Source organism: Polyangium jinanense, from assembly GCF_028435265.1.
Taxonomy (GTDB): Bacteria; Myxococcota_A; Polyangia; order Polyangiales; family Polyangiaceae; genus Polyangium; species Polyangium jinanense.
The window spans coordinates 118963-139049 of record NZ_JAGTJK010000003.1 but is presented as its reverse complement, the minus strand read 5'-3'; the positions used below and the strand labels follow the sequence as shown (position 1 = coordinate 139049).

The 20087-nt window shown below is 66.9% G+C and carries 11 protein-coding genes; 2 read left to right on the top strand and 9 right to left on the bottom strand.

Annotated elements, in window-relative coordinates; translation table 11 throughout:
• Nucleotides 1–21: 21 nt before the first annotated feature.
• The 3 genes from mxcH to mxcG are packed head-to-tail and all read right to left on the bottom strand — an operon-like array spanning nt 22 to nt 8310.
• Complete coding sequence (gene mxcH, locus KEG38_RS09130) at nt 22–2577, bottom strand: TonB-dependent siderophore myxochelin receptor MxcH (RefSeq protein WP_272418731.1); 2556 nt, start codon at nt 2575–2577, stop codon at nt 22–24.
• Nucleotides 2578–2584: 7 nt separating this feature from the next.
• Nucleotides 2585–3904 (bottom strand): aspartate aminotransferase family protein, encoded by a 1320-nt coding sequence (locus KEG38_RS09125; RefSeq protein WP_272418730.1) that lies wholly within the window; start codon nt 3902–3904, stop codon nt 2585–2587.
• 35 nt (nt 3905–3939) lie between these two features.
• Entirely contained in the window at nt 3940–8310 is a 4371-nt protein-coding gene (gene mxcG, locus KEG38_RS09120; protein ID WP_272418729.1) for a myxochelin non-ribosomal peptide synthetase MxcG, read from the bottom strand.
• A 633-nt stretch (nt 8311–8943) separates the two neighbouring features.
• On the opposite strand from mxcG, the gene KEG38_RS09115 reads away from it, so the two are divergent.
• On the top strand, nt 8944–9600 hold the full coding sequence (locus KEG38_RS09115) for a 2-hydroxychromene-2-carboxylate isomerase (RefSeq protein WP_272418728.1): 657 nt from the start codon (nt 8944–8946) through the stop codon (nt 9598–9600).
• Between the two features lie 21 nt (nt 9601–9621).
• Here the strand turns inward: KEG38_RS09115 and KEG38_RS09110 are convergent, their stop codons facing one another.
• Nucleotides 9622–11286: an Aq_1262 family (lipo)protein gene (locus KEG38_RS09110; protein ID WP_272418727.1), complete on the bottom strand. Its 1665-nt coding sequence runs from the start codon at nt 11284–11286 to the stop codon at nt 9622–9624.
• Between the two features lie 4 nt (nt 11287–11290).
• Nucleotides 11291–13696, bottom strand: coding sequence for a PhoX family protein (locus tag KEG38_RS09105; RefSeq protein ID WP_272418726.1), 2406 nt, complete (start codon nt 13694–13696; stop codon nt 11291–11293).
• Nucleotides 13697–13815: 119 nt separating this feature from the next.
• Here KEG38_RS09105 and KEG38_RS09100 point away from each other — a divergent pair, with 119 nt between their 5' ends.
• Complete coding sequence (locus KEG38_RS09100; protein WP_272418725.1) at nt 13816–15834, top strand: serine/threonine protein kinase; 2019 nt, start codon at nt 13816–13818, stop codon at nt 15832–15834.
• A gap of 19 nt (nt 15835–15853) precedes the next feature.
• Here the strand turns inward: KEG38_RS09100 and KEG38_RS09095 are convergent, their stop codons facing one another.
• The 4 genes from KEG38_RS09095 to KEG38_RS09080 form a co-directional block, all read right to left on the bottom strand.
• Nucleotides 15854–17116: a type 2 periplasmic-binding domain-containing protein gene (locus tag KEG38_RS09095; protein ID WP_272418724.1), complete on the bottom strand. Its 1263-nt coding sequence runs from the start codon at nt 17114–17116 to the stop codon at nt 15854–15856.
• Nucleotides 17117–17135: 19 nt separating this feature from the next.
• Nucleotides 17136–17546, bottom strand: a complete 411-nt coding sequence (locus KEG38_RS09090) for a hypothetical protein (protein WP_272418723.1) — start codon at nt 17544–17546, stop codon at nt 17136–17138.
• 22 nt (nt 17547–17568) lie between these two features.
• A complete protein-coding gene (locus tag KEG38_RS09085) occupies nt 17569–18564 on the bottom strand; it encodes a PEGA domain-containing protein (protein ID WP_272418722.1) in 996 nt (331 codons plus the stop codon).
• Between the two features lie 191 nt (nt 18565–18755).
• A complete protein-coding gene (locus tag KEG38_RS09080; protein ID WP_272418721.1) occupies nt 18756–19955 on the bottom strand; it encodes a glycosyltransferase in 1200 nt (399 codons plus the stop codon).
• Nucleotides 19956–20087: the final 132 nt, after the last annotated feature.

Below are 20087 nucleotides of genomic sequence, written 5' to 3'. Positions count from 1 at the left end.
CCTCGGGAAGGAATGGGTGGGTCAGAGCTCGAGAACGAGCTTGGCGTTCGCCGCTCGCCCCGGTTGCTGGACCCCGAACGAATCGAAGACTTTTTCATCCGTCAGGTTCTGCACCTCGAGGGTCCCGCTGACGGACCCGTCGCCGTGCTTCATGGAGTACGTGAGCGCGAGCGCGTGGACGAGCTGCGAGGGAATGACGAGCTTGGAATCGATGGCCCCGATGCTCTCCCAGCCGCGGAAGTAGGCCTCGACGTAGCGCGCCTGCCACGTGAGCGAAAGGACGTCGCGCGGACGGAGCAAATCGGAACCTTGCACGCGAGCGCTCGCGCCGGCGAACAGGTAAGGGCGGTTCGGGATACGATCCCCCTCGAATTTGCCGAATGCGCCTTCGCTCGCGGTGTTGCGGAAATCATGCCAGGTGGCGTATCCGTCGAGCGCGACCCAATCTCCCGGGGACGTCCATCCGAGGGACGCCTCGACGCCGACCGACCGAGCCGAGAGGACGTTTTCGTGCTGAAAATAATTGCCGTTGCTGAGCAGGACGATGAGGTTCTCCGCGAAGCGCCCGAAGCCGTTCACGTTGAACCGAAAGAGGCCGGCGGCGGTCTCGGCGCGCTCCAGGGTCAGGCCGAGGTTCACGTTGTGGCTCGCCTCCGGCTCGAGGTGCAGGTTCTCGATGATGAGCGCGCCATTGCCGAACATCTCCTCGGGGTTGGGCAGACGGGTCGCGTACTCGTACGATGCCTTGGCGTAAAACGCTTCGGTGAAGCGGAATCGCAGGCTGTCGCCGATCCCCCCGCGCTGGGTCGTTCGGTCGAGATCGCGGAGATTCCCGTTCGGCAATTGCTCCTTCGTCCGGGCCATCTGCACATATGCCTTGGCGAACGCGATGTTCGCGAGTTTTCCCGCAAACGGGCGCGCCTCGTATTCGGCGCCGACCACGCTGCTCAGGAGCGCCCGCTGCGCGGTGAGCGGGTCGTATTCGTCCGCGGGAATGGCATGGTCCTTCCCCGTCCGGATGGCATAGGTGGGCGAGAGCCCGAACCGGAGCGAATGCCAGGGCGCTGGGTTCCACACCAGGTTGAGGCGGGCGAAGACATTGTGTTGCTCGATGGCCTGATCGATCGCGCGGGCCTCGATCTCACCGCGTTGCGGGAGCTCGAAAACGCAACGGCCGAACCAGTCGTAACGACACGTGGAGAGATCCTGGAATTCCCTGTGCGTGTACGTGTACCCGGCCACCGCGTCGAACCGCGTCCTCCGGGAGAAAGGATTCGCATATCGCAGGTGTGCGCCCGCCGATTGCTTGCCGTAGGTCACCGCGCCATAAGGAACGGACATGAGGGCGTTGTGTTGAACATCCCTCCGGTGTTCGGTGTAGAAAGCGCGCAGCAGGAGCTTCTCCGCCCGCGGACGCCCGACGAACCCCACCTCGACGCTCCCGCCGCCGGCGCGGTAGCCGTCGTGGAACCGATGAACGCGGGCCGGCGAGAGGCGGCCTTGCTCGTCGAAGACCTCGACGTCGATCGGGTAATCGTTTCGGGTGTAATCATAGAACCCATTCACGCGAGCGAAAAACCCGGTGGGCTCGTGCAGATGCCGAGCGCTCAGCGTCAATCGGTACGTCTTGAAGGACCCGACCTGATAGGACGCCGAGGCGTGGGTGCCGCGGACGTCCGCATCGGTCACGAGGTTCACCGCGCCGCCGAGTGCATCGGCGCCGAAACGCACGGGGACGACGCCGCGGTAGACCTCGATGCGCTCCACGAGGTTCACCGGGACATTGGTGATCCCGTGCGCATACCCGGCGAGATCGAGGGGCACACCGTCCAAAAAGAAGCGGATCTGATCGCCCGTGAGACCATTGAGCGAGAGGCGCGCGTTCGATCCGAGCCCACCTTCCCGGCGCACCCCCACGCCCTCGGAGCGCGCCAGCACCTCGCCGAGGTCCGCGGTTCGTCGCTGCGCTTCCTCGGTCTCGATGACCTGGACCGCCTGCGCGGACCGGCGGAGTCGATCGCCTTCGGACGCGCCGCGGACCGTGACGTCGATCGATGGTTTGGCAGGACCGACCATGGCCTGCGCTGCAGGCGCCGCCGGCTCGGGCCCGGGCTCGCTCGCGGCCGGGGTTATGGCGGACTGCGCCTCCGGGGGCGGGGCTGACTCTGGCGGCAACCTGAATTCGTAAGCGTAGAGGATGATCGCCGCGACGGCCTTGTCTCCCCGACGAGCTGGCGTGAAACGGAATTGCAGCGCCGCCTCCTGTGCGGCCTCGTCAAACCCGTTTCCGCCCGGCTCCACGACCTCGGCCTTCGTGACACGCCCCGCGACGTCGATGCGGAGCTTCAGCACCACGCGGCCTTCCCGCCGGGCAGCGCGTGCTTCCGCCGGATACGCCGCCTCGACCGCCTCGATGAGCTCGGGCGGGTGCACCGTGCGCTCGGTCGTCGCGCTCGTCTGCGCAGGCGAAGGGCCACTCGGCTCCGCGTCCTGCGCGAGGGCGGTCGGACAAACCGAGAGGACGAGGGCCAGGCCCCCGGCCCATCCGGTGCACGAAAAACGGCGCGTACGAACCATCAGAGATTCAGGACCTCGCGCCGGCCAGGCTTCCCTCGAATGCGCCGTGCTTCGCCATCTCGACGAGCGCGTCGTGCGCCGCCTCGATCGTGAAATCGATCTGCGCCTGCGTGTGCACGCCCGAGATGAAGCTCACGTCACGGCGCAGGAGAACGCCGCGCCTCGCCATGGCGCCGACGAACTGCGCGGCGAACTTCGTGTGCGTCGCGAGATCGTCCGCGAAAAGGAAGAACGGAATCGCGTCGTAGCCCACCACGCGCAGCGGCGCCCCGACCTTCGTGGCCTTCTCGTTGACGCCTTCGCGAAGCCGCTTGCCGAGCGAGGCGATCCGCTGGATGTAATCGGTATCCCGGTATTCGCCGAGGACCGCCTTGCAGACCTCCAGGGAGAGCATCTCGCCGCCGAACGTCGTCGATACCTGCAGCTCCGCGAGGCGGCTCATCACCTCCCGCGGGCCCGCGATGGCCGAGAGCGGCATGCCCGCCGCGATGCCCTTCGAGAGACACACGAAATCGGCCACGATTCCGTAATACTCCTGGGCGCCGCCGAGCGCGAGCCGGAAGCCCGTCACGACCTCGTCCAGCACGAAGAGCACGCCGTGGGCGTGGCAGGTCTCGCGCAAGGTACGCAAGAACTCCGCCGAGACGACACGCTTGTAGGGCAACGAGAGCAGCACCAGTGCGATTTCGGAGCCCTTTTCGGCGATCAAGTCGAGCAACGGCTTCTCTTCCGCCTCGGCCATGAGCGGCATGCGATAGGTGTAGTCGCGCAGCACCGCCGGCACGCCGGGCGTGTCGAACATGAAATGGTCGTGCCAGCCGTTGTAGCCGATGGTGACGACCTTCTCTCGCCCCGTCACGTGTCGAGCGAGCCGAATCGCCGCCGAGGTCGCGTCCGCGCCGGTCTTGAAGAAGCGGGCCATCTCCGCGCCGGGGATGAGATCGACGAGTGTGCGCGTGGCCGTGACCTCGATCTCCGTCGGCAACGAATGCAGCACGCCATTCGCGAGGCTCTCGCGAATGGCGCGGACGACGGCGAGGTGGTTGTGCCCGAGCGTGTTCGCCCCGAGGCCGCAGATGTAATCGATGTACTCGTTACCGTCGACGTCGCGCACGAGCGCGCCCTCGCCGCCCTCGAGATACACCGGGAACGAGCCGAGGGCATACATCTCCGGCCGCTTCATGAGCGACTGGGTGACGCCGGGGATCAGCCTGCGCGCCTCCGCGAGCAGCGCATTCGATCGATCGAGCTTCCATTCCCCTGCGATGGGTCGCGGGAGACCACGCTCCCGGCTGTCGACGTCTACACCAAGGGTCCGTGAGGTCATGGGTGATTTCCTTTGGTTCGGGTGGAGGCGTCGCTTCAGGCTCGGCCCGCTCGCCCATTCGAAGGGCGCGGCAGCTTGCCGGTCTCGACGCAATGATCCAGATAACGAAACACGAGCGAACGATCGACGGCGGGGCAATCGATTCCGCTGTCGGACAGGCCACGAATCACGTTGTCGCAGCGCACGCGCCCGAGGCCGAAGTTTTGCGGTTGATCTCCGGCGTCGGCCTGGAGATCGAAGAAGGCGAGCGTGGCGCTCTCGGCGGCGCTGGCGCCGCTCCCCAGGCGCGCGCGGAAGGCCGGGACCGAGCAGGTTTCGACGGTATACCCATACTCCTGTACCCAGCGGAACACGTCCCTCAGTCGGACGTCGGGCGCGGGAGCGAGGTTATACACGGTGCCACGTTGCGGACGGGTGAGGGAGAGCGCAACGATCGCGCGCGCCACGTAATCGACGGGCGTCCATGTCTCCGCGACGTCGAGGTCGGGCAAGACCCCTGCCGGAATGCCGGCGAGGAGGAGACGAAAGACGAGGTCCTGTTCATTGACGATCCCGGAATCGGGAGCGCCGACGACACGACCGAGGCGATACACGGCGACCGGCACTCCTCGCTCGCTTGCCTGCTCCGCGAGCCGCTCGGCGATCCATTTGCTCTGCTTGTAGCCGTCCAGAAGCTCCGGGTGCGGCGGGACGAACGCCTCGGGGACCTCGGGGCTCCTGGCGATCGAAGGCGCCACGGCCAGCGTCGACACGTGATGCACGGGCTTCGGGCGCGCCGCGGCCGCGAGCCTCAGCACCTCGCGTGTCCCAAGCACGTTCACCGCGCGCATGCTGCGGTAATCACGCACGAGGCTGACGATCGCGGCGTCGTGATAGATCACGTCGCATTCCGTGGCCAGGCGGTCCCACGTCTCGGCCCGCAGCCCGAGGCGGGGCAACGAGAGGTCGGCCGGAATGGCCACCACCCTGTCCTCGAAATGCTCGAGCGGCAGACGCTGTTTTTCTAGGGCCGCGCGGAGCCGATCGGCCGCTTGCTTCTCGTCCGCCGCGCGTACCGGACAAACCACACGCGCGACCGTCCCCAAAAGGAGCGCATGCAAGAGATGCACCCCGACGAACCCGGTCGCGCCGGTGAGCAGGACCTGTCGGGGCGACGGGCGCAACGTCGCGGGCGCAAGCGAGGGCGGGACGATGTCCTCCGGGAGCACGGCGTCGGCGAGCATTGCATCCGTGAGCCCCGCGGCGACCTTCGTGACGCCCGCGGATTGCTCCAGGGCGCGCGAGAGCTCCGCGATCGTCGGATGACGAAACACCATCGCCACGGGGATCTCGCGGCCGAGCGTGAGGCCGAGGCGCGTGGCGACCTGAATGGTTTGCAGCGACTGCCCGCCGCGCTCGAAGAAATCGTCCTCCAGGGAGAGATCAGAGACCCCGAGGATTTGCTCCCAGACCGCCATGACGACCTTTTCGAGGTCCGTCGTCGCTGCCGCCGACGTGGCCGTGCGGGTGGCGGCCGCGTCGCGAAGCGCGGCCCGGTCGATTTTGCCCGTGCTGGTCCTCGGCAATCGATCCGTGAACAGAAAGGCCGAAGGGACGGAGGCGGGAGGCAATGCCGATTGCGCGTGGCCGCGGAGCTCGGCCGGTGACGAAGGGGGCGTATCGGCCACGATGTGCGCTGCGAGGCGCTTGATACCACCTGGCAAAGCGGATCCGACCACCGCGACCTCGCGCACGCCGGGGAAACGAAGCAAAACGGTCTCGATTTCGCCCGGATCGACGCGATGCCCGCTGATCTTGAGCTCCTCGTCGACGCGGCCGACGAAAACGAGCTCACCCGCCTCGTTTTGCCGGACGAGGTCTCCGGTGCGATACGCGCGCGGCTGTCCGGGCAGCGTTTCGAGCATCCGGAAACGCGCGGCGGAGAGCTCCGGCTGCCCGAGATACCCCGTGGCCAGCCCTTCGCCCATCAGATACAGCTCCCCCACGGCGCCTCGCGCGACGAGCTGTCCATCCGCGCCGAGGACGGCCGCGCAGACGCCGGGCAGCGGCGTGCCAATCGGGACTTCCTGCGCGCTCTCGGCCACGGATTCGTCGCCGCACAGCGTGGCGCACGTGGCCACGACGGTCGCCTCCGTGGGACCATACGTATTGAGCAATCGGACCGCGGGCCCGACGGCGCGACGAAAACGGGCGACGCGCTCCGGGAGCGCGGCCTCCCCGCCGATGATGACGATGCGAACGCTGGGTGGAAGCGACGCGCCGGTCGAGAGGCTGTAGGCCACCTCGTGCCATAACGCCGTGGGCAGGTCCAGCACGGTGATCGCGTGCTCGGCGCAAGCGTCGAGCAACCTGAGGACCGATTGCAACATTTCGTCCGTACGGAGCACCAGCGTACCGCCCACGCACAGGCTGAGAAAAATTTCCTCCACGCTCGCGTCGAAATGCATCGGCGCGAACTGGAGCACGCGATCCTCGCGGTGGAATCCGTAACGTGAAGCAGAGCCGGCCACGAAATGCGCAAGCGATGCGCGACTGATCACGACGCCATTGGGCCGGCCCGTCGAGCCGGACGTGTAAATTACGTACGCCGGCTGCTCGTCGCCCTCGCGGATCGGCGCTTCGAGTGCGTCCGAGAGGACCTCTTCGTCCAGCACCACGACGCGGGCTCGCGTCGCTTGCCTCGCTTGCTCGGCGTACGCAGATGTCGTGACGAGCAACGTAGGGCCGGCATCCGCGAGGATCGCCGCTGTCCTGCTGCTCGGCCCCTGGGGATCGAGCGGCAGGTATCCGGCGCCGGAGAACAACGTGGCGAGAATGGCCGTGATGGCCTCCACGCTGCGAGGCAAGAGCAACGCGACGAGCGTGCCCGGTTTGGCGCCGAGCGCCGCGAGGCGGGCCGCGAGCCTCTGGGCCGCGAGCACGAGCTCTGCGTACGTCATTCGCCGCGATTCGTGCTCCAGAGCAATGGCGGTGGGCTGCTCGCGCGCGTGCTCCAGGATCCGCTCGACGACGTCACGCGCGGGGGAAGGAAGTGGGCCGCCGTCGAGAATGACGCCGGGCGAATCCATCGCCACGGAGGGAGCAGGCTCCGCGAAGCCGGGAATTTTGACTTCGGAGATCGGCTGCGCGGGCGCGGACAGGGCCGCGTCGAGAAACGCGAGGAATCGCTGCTCGTGCGCCGCGAGGTCGTCAGAGGTATAGCAGTCCGGATTTGCGTCGAAATCGATGCGGGGCCCGCGTCCGTCCGAGCGCGCGTACACGTTGATCGAGATGTCCTCGACCGGCCCGGCAGAAATGTTGTGCGCGATCGCGCGGTGACCGCCGAACCGCAGATCGTAATCGAACGGCATGATGTTCACGACCGGGCCGAACAGCCGCCGCTCCCCGCCGACGAGCTTGAGATCCCGGCGGAGATGCTCATAGCGGTAGCGCAGATGGGACCGGCTCGCGCGCATCTCCCCCGCGACGTGCTGGGCGAGCGCAGAGAGGCTCGCACCCTTCGGAATCGGGACGCGCAAGGGCACGATGTTCATCACCATGCCCGGGATACGCACGGCCACGGAGCCCAGGCGGCCCATGACGGGGAGACCGAGGACGAGCTCCGGCGCGCCGGTGAGGCCATGCCCATACGCCGCCGTCGCGGCGACGAACACGTCGGGCCAGCTCGCGCCCGCGCGGTGTGCCGCCGCCTGCATTCGCTCCATCGTGGAGGGCGAAAGCGAGGTCATCCTTCGTAATGCAGGGCGAGAGACCATGGTGGGTCGACCGCCGAAGCTCACGGTCGCGGGGCGATCGGCGAAACGTCGGAGCCAGAAATCACGGTCGCGATCGCAATCGGGCGACGCGCGGTAGGCTCGGTCTTCCTCGATGACCCGGAGCAACGAGCCGGACGGCGGGCCGACGCGGGAGCGGCTATCGATACGGGCGGTATAGAGCTCCGCCACGCGCCGCGCGATGAGCGAGAATCCAAAACCGTCGAGCGCGATGTGGTGTGCCCGCTGATACCAGTAAGTCCGGTCGGGCCCGGCCGTGAAAAGCGCCTCCGTGAAGAGCGGACCGCGCATGAGATCCACGGTCTTTTCGAGGTCCGCCTGCATCCACGTTTGCACGAAGGCCCATGGATCGGCCTCCGCACCGACGTCGATTCGATGCATGGGCCAGTCGAGGGATGGTTCGAGGATCTGCGTCGGGCCGTCCTCGGTCGGGACAAACCGCATGTGCAGCGTCTCGGCCTCGGAGGCCGCCTGGCGTACGGAGGCCTCAAAGATCGCCGGATCGACGGCTCCACGAATCTCGATGCATTCGCCGGCGTTGTAGAGCGGGCTCGCCGGGTCGAGCGCCTGGCCCAGCCAGATACCGTGCTGCGCTGCCGAGAGAGGCCAGCGCTCTTTCCGGGAATCAGGCATTGCCCGGTCCTCCCGGAGGAAGACGGGTTGGAGCGTGTCGTCTGCACATGTTTGCACGGACACTTTTCACCATGAGCTCCACAGGATTTATTGAAAATGATGTTCAAAGTCAAGACCATCTCTTCCACAAATTGCGTGAACTCAACAACCATCCATCTGTTGACGAAGGAAATTTACGACAGGAGCGTAGAACGAAGGTTGAAGAGGGAGGGCTGGGTCCGCGACCGGTGCCCGATCCTCCCACTTGCCCCGTCCGGTCGTTCGCCCAAGGAGATGCAGAGGGTGACCAACCGAAAAGGGAGGGGAATCATGAAAAAGGTGATCACGACGCTGGCGCTCCTGTCTCTGTCGGCCGTGGGGGTCGGAATGGCACCGACGCGGGTCGCAGAGGCGAGGACGCATTCGTTCGAGCGCACGTGCTGGGACTAGAAATGGAAGCGAAACGGGGATCTGTGCTCGCAGTGCCGGACGCGGAACGGTCGCGCTCACTATAGTTGTCTGCCGAATGCGCGCGCCTGCCGCGGCGACATCTCGAATCAGAATGGCTGGCTCGTCTGCGGCAGCTGACGCTTCACGACCGGACGAGCATCGAATCGTCGACAGCCCGAGCGGTACGTACTATCGTTTTTCCGCATGCGTACCGTCCGGTTCTACTTCGACGTCATCAGCCCGTACGTTTGGCTCGCGTGGGCCCAGGTTCCCGAGGTCGAGGCGCGCACGGGCGCGCGCTTCGACCTCCAGCCGGTGCTGTTCGCGGGGCTCCTCCAGGCGAACGAGAACAAGGGGCCTGCGGAGATTCCATCGAAGCGCGTCCACATGCTCCACGACATCGCGCGCTGGGCCATGACATTGAAGCGGCCCTACACGGGCCCGCCGGCACATCCATTCAATCCGCTCAAGGCGCAGCGCATGTGCGCCGCCCTCGACGACCCCGAGGCGCGGCGCAGCCTCGCCGGCGCGTTGATTGTCGCGACGTGGGAACATGGGCGCGACCTGATGAACGACGCCGAGCTCCGCGCCATCGCCGATGACGCAGGCCTCGACGGGTCCGCGCTGCTCGCCGCCACCGAAGAGAAAGTGGTGAAGGAGCGCCTCCGCAAGAACACCGAACAGGCCATCGCCGAGGGCGTCTTTGGCGTCCCCACGTTCCTCGTCGACGATCAGCTCTTCTGGGGCAATGACCGACTCGGTTTCCTCGAGACGTATCTCACCGGCGGGCTCCGTATCGACAAGGCCGAAATCGAGGAGCGGCTCGCGCGGCCACGCGCAGCGGACCGCAAAAACGTGTAGCCACCGGTCGGCGCGCCTTTCTCACCGGGGCCTGGCCACCCCCCAATCGAGGCGCAGGCGGCCGTCCCTGTAAATCCGATTCGCTTCTCCGAGCCCCGTCGAGCCATTCGTGATGGTGGCATGCACGTTCACCGCGGCCGTGGGCAGCGCGTCGCGGCCGAGATCGAAGCGCTGCCCGCGTACGAGCACGCGATAGGCCTTGTCGAGGGCGAGCGCACGCGCGCGTGACGGGAGCAGGAGGAAAGCAAGATCTCGATCGCCGCCGGGGGCCGCACGCCTCACCTCGGCCTCGGCGAGCGTGCCGCCCGGGAAAAACCGCGCCGTCATTTCGTCATTTGCCCGGAGCTCGTCGCCGCCAAAGACGCGCTGGAGATACACGAGCACCTCGGGCTCCGCGTGCCCGAGTTGCGGAACGTCGGGGATTCCGCGGAGGTCTTGTACGCGCCAGCCCGCTTCGCCGGGCACCTTGCGGGCGAACGAAAACGTTTGATCGACCGTCACGCCCAGGTTCGAATGGCAGCCCATGCAAAACCGATGCTCCTCGTCCGTCGAGAGGCGCAGCCGCCCTGCCTCGTCCTCGAGGAACCCCTGGAGCTGCCAGCCGAAAGCATTCCGAAGGCCGCTCATCGCCGACCCGGCATACACCGGCAGGAGCCCCTCGTCCTTTTCGTCCTGCTCTTTCTCCTGTGCGCGCAGGAGCGCCCATCGATCGGGGGCGAGGACCTTCTTCGCATACCGGAGTTCTTTCATTCGCCGCGCGGCATACCCGGGCGCGTCGGGGTCGAGGTAGCGGACCGAATGCAAGAACTCGACGCCGCGCGGATAAAGGCCTCGTTCGAGTGGGACGTTCGACGCGCCGCCAGCGTAGGTCTTCGGCAAGCGCCGCACGCGCGTGACGCCGGGCGAGAGGGCCCCGTCGCCGTCGAGGTCGAAGCCGAGGAGGCGCTCGTCGACGGGTTCGATTTCGCGATCGATTCGATCCGTCGGGGCATCGGGATCCGAGGCAATCGCGGCTTCGAGCAGCGAAAGGTTGAGCGCGTAGATCACGCGGGACGTGTTTCCCTGCACGTCCCGTCGAAAGGGCTCGGGCAAACGGATGAAGACATCGTCGGTGCTGCCGTTCGTCGGCCAGAACGCGCCGGGGAAGGGCTTGTACCGCACCGCGCGATAGCCGCTCCCGTCCCTGGCGAATCCCTGTTCGTCGAAGCCACGTTCGAGGTCGAGGTCCGGCACGTAGCCCTCGAATCCTCGGGCCCCGGCGAGTGCGCGCCGAAGCGGACCATAATTGTCCTCGCGGACGTAGCGGAGAATCTCCTCGTCCGAAAGGGTCGCCATGTCGGCCGTTCGATCGACGAAGAGGTTTTCGTAGTGGTTCTTCTGGGCCGCCTCGGAAAACGAATACTCGGCCTGGAGCTCCCAGTCCGAGCGTGTATTCGGACCATGGGCGCTCGTGTGGCAGACCCAGCAAGGATTCGAGGTGCCGTTCGTCTTGGTATAACAAAGCGGCGGCACCGAGGCCTCGGGGTTCAGCACGCGCCCCGCGGCCTCGCGGGCGCGAGCGAGCGGGTCGTATCCGGCCTCGGCGCCGCGCTCTTCGCGGCGGCCGCACGAAGCCGCCGCCGCCAGGGACAACAAAAGCGTGACGGCGAGCCACGATCCGGGGCGAGCTTCGTGCGTCCTCTTCATGGCTCTACCCTCCGTTCGGCCAGACGCTCCATACGCTCTCGCCGGGATGCTGCACGCTCACGAAAAGCGTGCGCATGTCCGGACCGAGCGCCGGGCCGGTGGCCTCCGCGTCGCTCGGCACGGCGACGACGCGGAACGCCTTGCCAAACGTCGCCGAGACGACGCCGGGCTGCCCCGCTGCGTGCGCCGGATCGAGGTCGAGGAAATAAATGGCGTCGGCGGTCTTGTTCGTGCCGAAGTTGCCATCCGTGCCGAACCAGACGCCGCCGTCCCGATCGATGACGAGGTTGTCCGGGTTTGCCGCGTCGTACGGTCCTGCGGCCTTCGTGCCCGCCCAGACACGGAAGAACGTGAAGGACGTCGACGCGCCCGGATCGGCCGGATTCGCCTCCTGGAATGCGAAGACGTTTCCGAGCGCGTCGGGGCGCTTCGGCGAGGTCGCGTCGTGCTCCGCGGGCGCAATGAGCTTGCCTTGCTGATCGAGCTGCGTCTTGCGGCCGTGGTTCGTGAAGGCCACGTAGAGCCGAGGCGTGCCGCTCGGATCCTTCGGGTTGTATTCGACGTCCTCGGGCCGGTTCAGCTCCATGATGCCGACCTTCGCGCAGGCCGTGAAGAGCGCGCGGCGCACGTCGTCGTCGCTCAGGAAGCCGCCGAGGCCATTGTAGTCGATGTCCATCAGGGCGGCGCCCACAGTCTTGCCGGGCTCGCCCAGCGCGGCCGCGTTCGGCGCGATTGCCGTGCTCGTGGTGCTGAGGAGGATCCATTGCCCCGTGCCCGGCTGCGACTCCGTCGGCGCCTGCCCCGTGGCGAGCATCGTGATGCCGGTGGTGCTGTCGAGGCCGGCGAAATGCGCGACGTAAAGCGAGCCCTCGTCGAGCAGCGCGCGTGTCTCCGCCCTCGTCATGCCGGCCGTGTACGGGTTCTTGGAGACAAACTTGAAGATGCGGCCGCTCCGTCGATCGTCCCCGGCATAGACGACGATGCGCTGGTTCGGCACGAGCTTCCACTGTGCGTCGACCGCGAACGTCGCGTTTTCCCAGCGCGCGCGCCCCATCGCGCCGAGCTTCTTGTGCCCCACGCCTTTCGTGGTCTTGCCCTCGTATTCGCCTTCCGGCTGCCCGGGATCGATCTCCACGAGGTATCCATACAGATCCCGCGCGTGGTGCGTCAGCGGATCCGGCGACATCCCATATTCGCTCGTCGGGCTTGCCTTCGTCTCGAACGTGATCGGCCCCCCCGGATCGGCTCCGGCCCCGAGGACGAGCTTCTGCTCGCTGGTCCAGAAGGCCTCGAGATCACCATAAAAATCCTGGACGTTCTCCTCCGCGGTGATCACGGTGCCCCAGGGCGTTTGTCCTCCGGAGCAATCTCCCATGATGCCGCTGACGACACCGGAGGGCAATGCATTGCCCTGATCGTCGTGATCGTCGGCGACCGCCGTGATGCCCGTGATGCGCAAGAGGGTATGGCTCGTCGCGTCGTACCGCACCGCCTTCGCACCGCGATCAACTTCCCATTCGCCCGAAGCCGGATCCTGCACCACGTGGAACCACGAGCCGCCGTTCTGCCGCTTCGCCTCCTGCACGTACGTCGAGCGGCTCGCGTCCGACCATTCGTTCGAGGTGACGTCATTCTCGAGGACGCCCATGGACCGGAGATAGGTCGCGAGCGTGAGGTGTTGCCCCACCGGAGCCGTCGTCGCCGTCGGGGCGGTGTTCGAGATGTATTCGTGGTTGACCCACATCCAGCCGGAGGCCCCGCTGCCGTTCCATTGCGGCGCCGCGCCGGCCGCGGCGTCCCAGCCGTCCCCGAAGAACGCGACGTAGTCGTTGTTCGCGCCAAACCGCGGCGCGGTGTGACTCTGATCGAACGTGAGGGGATCGAGCCAGGTCGCGACCACGTTGCCCGAGAGGCCCGCAATGGCGCGCACGCTGTCGGTCGCCGCATTGGCCAACGGAAACTGCACGCCGGGCGGCAAGGTGCCCTTCGCGACTTGATCCACGCGCGTCCGCACGTACTGGCCGAGATCCGCCGCGCCCGTGCCGAGGTCATCCATGAACGCAAGCGCGACCATTCCGGAGAGCGGCCGCGAAGGGTCCGGCCACGTGATCCCCGGCTCTCCCGCGGGTCCCTGCGGACCGGGTTCCCCGGGCGCCCCGGGATTGCCCTCGGGCCCTTGGGTCCCCGGCTCCCCGGGCGCCCCGGGATCACCCTGCGGCCCCTGCTCCCCTTGTTGGCCCGTTTCGCCCTGCGGCCCTTGCGCCCCGTCCTGCCCGTCGAGGCCATCCCGACCATTCGCCCCGTCTTTCCCGTCGCTCCCGCAGGCCCCGAGCGCTGCGGCGAGCAGCACACCGGCGCTCGCGAACATGAAGACATGGCGCGGCCCGGCTCCAGCAATCCTTCGTTTCATTCGCAAGCACCTCGCTTGATTCGTTCCTCTTGGAACGGTCGCGCGCGAGGGTGACGCGTCTCCGTTGCGGAGCGGCGTGGAGCCTGTCACGATTGCGTGACGCATACGCAAGTTTCACGTTGTCGACGTTCTCGTTACGATTGTGTGACAACCACATCGACGCCGCGCGCCACGATTTTCACGGCGTGACACTCGTCACGTTTGCAAGCGCGAAGAAAAACGCGAAACACGGGATCGTGCTTGCTTCGTCACCGGAACGAGCGGATCATGACGCCGTGTCTGCTGCCCCGCCCCTGCCCCATCACGACGGCGATTCGAGCATAGGCAAGTACAGGTTCATCGCGAGCCTCGGTCACGGCGGAATGGCGGACGTTTACCTCGCGGTCGTCCCCGGCCCGGCCGGCTTCAACAAGCTGCAGGTCGTGAAGCGGCTCCGGCGCGATTACGTCGAGGATCCCGATCACGTCGAGATGTTCCTCGACGAGGCGCGGCTCGCGGCGCGGCTGAACCACCCGAACGTCGTGCAGACCTTCGAGGTGAGCGAGTCCGACGGGGAATACTTCATGGCCATGGAGTACCTCGAGGGCCAGCCGTTCAACCGCATCATCAATCGTGCGAAGAAGGACCCGCCTCCGCCCGGGCTGCTCTATCGTATCGTGGCGGACGCGCTCGCGGGCCTGCATTACGCGCACGAGCTCACCGACTACGACGGCACGCCCCTCCACATCGTCCATCGCGACGCGAGCCCGCACAACGTCCTCGTGACGTACGACGGGCACACGAAGATCCTCGATTTCGGCATTGCGAAGTCCGAAGTGCGCTCGGGCGAGACACGCGCCGGCATCGTCAAGGGCAAAGTCGGCTACATGGCGCCCGAGCAGGCGCGGTGCAAGCCGCTCGATCGGCGCGCCGACGTCTTCGTGCTCGGAATCGTGCTCTGGGAAATCGCCGCGGGCCGCAAGCTCTGGGACAAGGCCACGGACATCGAGGTGCTCCACAGGCTCGCGACGGGAGAATATCCCCGCGTCCACGACGTGGAGCCAAACGCGCCCGAGGAGATCGATCGGATCTGCGCCAAGGCGATGGCCCGAGATCCGGCCGATAGATACGCGACGGCGTCCGAGATGCGCGCCGACATCCTCGCGTATCTGGATCGAGCCGGCCTGCGCGTCTCGAGCGAGGACGTGGGTCGTTACGTGACGGGCGCGTTCGGGGACAAACGGGCCGACATCCGGAGGGTGATCGACCAGCAGATCAGCAAGCTGAAGGCGCAACAATCGGGGGAAAGGCTGGCGATCCCCGACGTCGCGGGCCCGCCCGACGCGGCCCCCGATTCGCTGAGTATCCCGAACCTCGGAGGCTCCGGGCGGCACAGCATGAACGGCTCGGGATCGAATCCGAAGGGCGCGACGGGATCGAACGCGCGTATTCCAGGCCCGAGCAGCTTGCCCCCCGGGGCGCCGCCAGAAACGACCATGCAGGTGGCGGCGGCCCCCGTGTCGAACCGAGGGAGCATGATCATTGGCGCCGCGATCGTCCTGGCCGCGGCGATCGGCGCGTTCGCGTTCATGAAGTCGAGGACGCCGGCCCCGAATGCGGCGGCGCCGTTGGCCGAGAGCACGCAAGCGGAAGCGGCTCCGCAACCGGCGCCGTCGGCCGCGCCCGTCGGAACGGCATCGATTGCCACGACAAACGCGCCCGAAGGGACGGCGATGGTGGAGATCAAGGTGCGCGCGATCCCGGCACAAGCGGAGCTCTTCCTCGACGGCGCGCATCTGCCGACGAACCCGTTCACCGGCAAGTTCCCCGCGGATGGAGCGAGCCACCGCGTCCATGCGGAGGCGCGGGATCATCGATCGGCCGCGCAGATCGTCACCTTCGACAAGGACGCGAAGATCGAACTCGTGCTGGAGCCGAAGAGCGGCGCAGCTCAGGCAAACAATACGGCGACGGGCGAAAAGCCGTCCGAAGAGCCGGCGGCGACGCCCACGCCGCCGCCGGCGCCCGCGTCCACCGCGACAACCAGCACACGCGCCAAGCGGAAGCTCGGGGATGGAGATCCGTTCAATACGGCTGCGCCGACGGCCACGACGACGGGGAAGAAGCGCGCGCTCGGCGACGGCCAGAGTCCCTGGTGATCGAGCCGAGCGGGGGCGATCACGGCATTTCGCAATAACCGTAGCTGCAGGCGGGGGCGCTCGCGGGGCATTCCGAGGACTGCGTGCACGCCTGGCAGCTCGTCTTTCCGTTGACGATCTCCTCGAAGTAGCAATCGCAGCGCGAGTCGGTCGTGTACGTCTTCAGCGGGCCCATCTCCGCGGACCGGTCGACGCGCATCGCGCACTTGGGGACGAGGTGCTTCTTCGTGATCGCCTCGACGAGCGCATTCGAGAGCTTGGGCGCGGCGAAGCGGGTGACGAGCACGCCCGCCTGCTCCGTGGGAATGCCCGCGCTGACGCGGGTGTAGAAATGAAGGGGGCCCCAGATCGGGTAATGCCCGTCGCGCACGTTCCGTTTGTCGAAGAGGAACGGCGTCGAATCCGGGTAATATCCGCAATTCTGCCCGAACGCTTTGAATGCGAGGACGCGCAGATCGGAGCGGGCATCGTCCGCGACGTCCGTCGAGAGGATGCCAATCGCCTGCTCGGCGAGGGAGGCGTCGAGGAGGATCTTGAGTCCGTCGCGAACCGCGCTCGATCCGCCGCGATCCTTGCCCCACCATTTGTCGGCAGGCACGTTGATGGCACGCGCGATCATCTGCTGCGTGCCGGAGCTCGCATTTCGAACGAAATAATAGGTGGGATCCGTCCACGGCGCGGCGGCGCCCATGTGGCCGCCCGTGCCGAAGATCATGTACGCCGCCTCCGCGCTGATCGATTTTTGCGTCGAGAGGGCCGGGACCACGAAGGTCATCGGCTGGATCGGGCCCTGATAATCGGCGATTTGCACACCAGCGGGCGCCGTGGGGAAATCGCAGGTGTTGGCGTACACGTCGGAGACGCCGACGTCGACGGTGTTGCCAGCTGGATCGAGGAAGCACTCCTCGGTCGTGCCGTCGGCGTTGTAGAATCTGGCATAGTTCGCGGGTTTGCCGCCGGCGGCCGGGATGTCCTTGATGAGCCGCGCGGCGGGGTCCTCGGAATACACCGCCGAGACGCCCGTGCAGGAGCCCTGCGACTGATACACGATCGTATACGGCGACCCCTCGGCCGCGAGGATACCCTGAATGACGCCGAGGAAGCCGCTCACCGCGCTCGATCCGGCGACGTAGACGACCTTGGGTCGCTCGACGGAGTCGAAGCAGTTTTTCGTGGGAACGGCGGATGCGCCCTCCGCCACGAGTGTCGCCGCGAGGCCGAGGGCGAGCGCGGCCCCGAGATGACGCATCGTCTTCGTGCTGGGGAATCGGATCTCGTTCATGACCATGCCTCGGGAAGACTCAAGGAACGGGGGTTGGCTCGACGAGCGGGGGCAACGCGGCGCCGTTGCAGAGCCCGAGACGGGCGCAATTGTCGAAATCGACGCACGTGGCGTCCGTGCATTTGTTGAGATACTGCTCGTCGTTCGTCGGCTCGCCGGAGAAACACGCCTCCCCGCCGCCCGAGCCGCCCGAGCCGCTGCTCGAGCTCGAGCCGCCGGGCAGGACGCACACGCCCTCCTGGCAGACGGAGCCATTGCCGAATTTGCTGCAATCGGCGTCCGTGGTGCACTGATCCGTCGCGCCCTCGACGATGAGGTTGCAGGCGCCCGCGAGTCCCGCCATGGCCAGAAACGCGAGAGCCACGAGGAGCCAGCCAAAGGCGGGAGGCTGACCGCGACGATGCGGCGATTGGACCTTGGTCTCTTTCATGTTCGTCCCGTACGAGCTTCGATCAGAAGGTGCCCTTGATCCACACATTGCCTGGGCCCACGCCGACGTGGACAGGGACGAGCCCGGCCTTTTTGGGACCACTCGGCCCGGCCGTGAGCGTGAGGATCAACGAAGTCACGCCCGCGACCGCCGTGGCGCCGAGCAAGACGTCGGTCGCAATGGCGAGGTTTCTCATGTTGCCATACGACTCGTCGAGCGTGGGGCGCGTCGTGCCAAACGTGTCGAGCTGGCTCCGGTAATCGGAGCTGGCGCGGAGCGCGAGGCCTCCGACGATACCCGTGCCGACAGCGAGCGCGCCCGTGATGATCCAGGGGACGACAGGCACTTTGCGCCCCGCGCCCTTGTCCCCACCCGGCTCACCCGAGCCCGGCGCGGACGTCCCGTCGCCCGATGAAGGTGCGGCCGCGGTGCTCCCGCCGCCCACGTCGAGCGCGACATCGACGACGTCAGTGCCGGCCACTTCAATCACCCGGGTCACCGGCTCGGCGCCCTCGACGCGCGCCGTCACCTTGCGTTTACCTGCGCCGACGATGACGGGCGCGTCGAGCGGGGTCTTGCCGACGACCACGTCATCCACGAGGATCTCGGCGCCTGGCCGACGCGTGGTGATCTTGAGCGTCGCGACGCGGCCTTCGAGCTTGCGGACGTCGTTCTCGACCTCGGCGCGGCGCTGCGGGTTGATCTCCCCGCCGCCCTCCTCGAGGTATTGCTTGAAGCTGCGAAGCGCGCAGGGATAATCCGGGAGCTGATAACAGATCTGCCCGATGTCGAAGAGGAGCTTGTAGCTCGGCGCGAGCTCGTACGCGCGGCGGATCTCGACGAGCGCGGCCGTGAAGTCGTTGTCCTCGTAAAGCTCGCGACCACGCTGGTAGCGACGCTGCGCTTCCTGCATTTCCTCCTTGGTGGGCTGCTTTTTCGGGCCGGCGGCGAGCGCGGACGGGGCCGCGAGCGCGACGCAGAGGGCGCAGGAGAGGGCAAGGAGAATGGAGGATCGCATCGAGGTCCAGGGTACGCAGGCAAGCTTCTGCGGTGGTTTGTTCAGGGTAGATGAACGACCGCGGAAACTTCAACCCGAGCCCCCTGCCCTGGGCCGGCTTTCACATGATTGTCACCCCATCGTTGCAGGGCCGTTTCATTCGAGGCTCGTCGGGGTTCGGGCCCACGGCAGGCGCCCCACACCGACGCGGATCACGCGGCCCATCGTTGATCGACGATCGTGGCGACCTCCGCTTGCTCGCTCACGTTCACAGCTCCGTGGATCGGTTCGAGCCGCGTGCCCTCGCCGATACGCATCCGGTTGCCCCGCCAATCCACCGTGCGCCGAAGTCCCCCGACGACCCACGTCCACGTGGCCAGCACATCCTTGAAGGGCACGAGGAAGGCACACCGCCATGACATACCCTCGCCACGCATTCGTGACCAGAGCGCCGCATCCAGGGCGACCTTCAGCGCGACGCCGAGCAGCGCGGTCCACGCGAGCGCGCCGCCGGCCACGATGGAAAGCAAGAGGAGAAGCGGGACGGGATTGAAGAGCGGCTCGACCAGATATGAACCGAGGTGCACGCGCCTTCGCATTTGGGTCCAGCGGACATGCCGACTCACGAACCGATCGAGGCGCCAGCGCTCGTTCACGGTGCGCACCGGCTCCGTCGACACGGCGACGCGAAAGCCCGCCTCCTGGAACGCTTTTCCGAGCAGATAATCCTCGGCGAGTACGTCGCGCACCGAGGCGAACCCGCCCACCGCGGCGAGATCACCGAGCCGCAAGAGCATCGATTTCCCGATGACGCACGCGTGCCCGATGAAGACGTTCGCCGCGAGCGTCGAGCGCACGATGAACGAGTTGAGGTGCAAGTTCTCGAGCGCGGCCCCGAGGGTTCGTTCCGCCGTGCCCACGATGATGCTCGTCACGAGGCCGACGCGTGGATCCGCGAGCTCGGCAGCCATCGCGGTCAAATAGCCCGGCCCCACACGCACGTTCGAATCCGAGATGAGGACGTGCTCGTGGCGCGCGCGGGCCGCGAGCGCTTCGAGGATGCTGACCTTGGGATTCATGCCCGTCCGGCGCGGGCAATGGATGATCCGGAACGGCGCATGGGGAACACGCGCCATCACCTCGCGCGCCGCGGCGAGCGCCGGGTCCTCCGCGTCTTCCGCGCCGAGCAGGACTTCGTATGTGGGGTATTCCTGGGACGCGAAGGAGAGCAGGTTGTCCAGTAGCCCATCGTCCACGCCCTTCAGCGGTTTCAGGATCGTGATCGGCGGCGTCGGCCGTTCCCCGGATGGGACCCGACCCAGAATCCGCAGCGCGGCCCATTGCGAGGCCACGGTCATCCCGATCGACGAGAGGGCTCCCCCCGCGAGGAGCGCCACCAGTGTGCTCTTCATCGTTTCACCTCGGGAGGGCACGCTAGCGGTCGTTCGTCACATTCCGGTGTCTGCTCGTGTGACAATCGGCGACGGAGCTTTCGCCGAGGTTTTTCGTGGCCGTCGCAGGAATGTCAACTTGGCCGTGCATGC